The 290-nt window shown below is 45.9% G+C and carries 1 protein-coding gene; it reads right to left on the bottom strand.

The window, feature by feature from the left end:
• Nucleotides 1–290 (bottom strand): DUF349 domain-containing protein (locus tag JYB62_RS19620; protein ID WP_205647089.1); only part of this gene is annotated, 290 nt, incomplete at both ends.

Genomic DNA, 290 nt, shown 5'->3' with positions numbered 1-290 from the left:
CTGAATAACTCAGAGGACGCACCGCCTTCTACCATTGCCTCAAGTTCGGTGATCATGGCTACCTTTTCTTCCAAGTTGTTCTTGTATTCCTTGTCAATTAGGTCGTAAGCCAAGCGCAGGAAGTTGGAGAAATTATCAACGTGGTGATTGTAGTTCGCCCATACATTCCTTGCATCCGCTTTCGGCACGAGTCCGGTATTATTCCACTGCTCACGCAGGGCTTTGAAAGTATCATACTTCTCTTTAGCACCGCCTTCGGATGTAGGGAGTTCTTTGATTTGTTCAATGAT

Origin of the sequence: Algoriphagus lutimaris (assembly GCF_017051705.1) — a bacterium.
GTDB lineage: Bacteria > Bacteroidota > Bacteroidia > Cytophagales > Cyclobacteriaceae > Algoriphagus > Algoriphagus lutimaris.
Note: the sequence above shows the minus strand (reverse complement) of the source record. Positions and strands in the feature narration are given on the sequence as shown.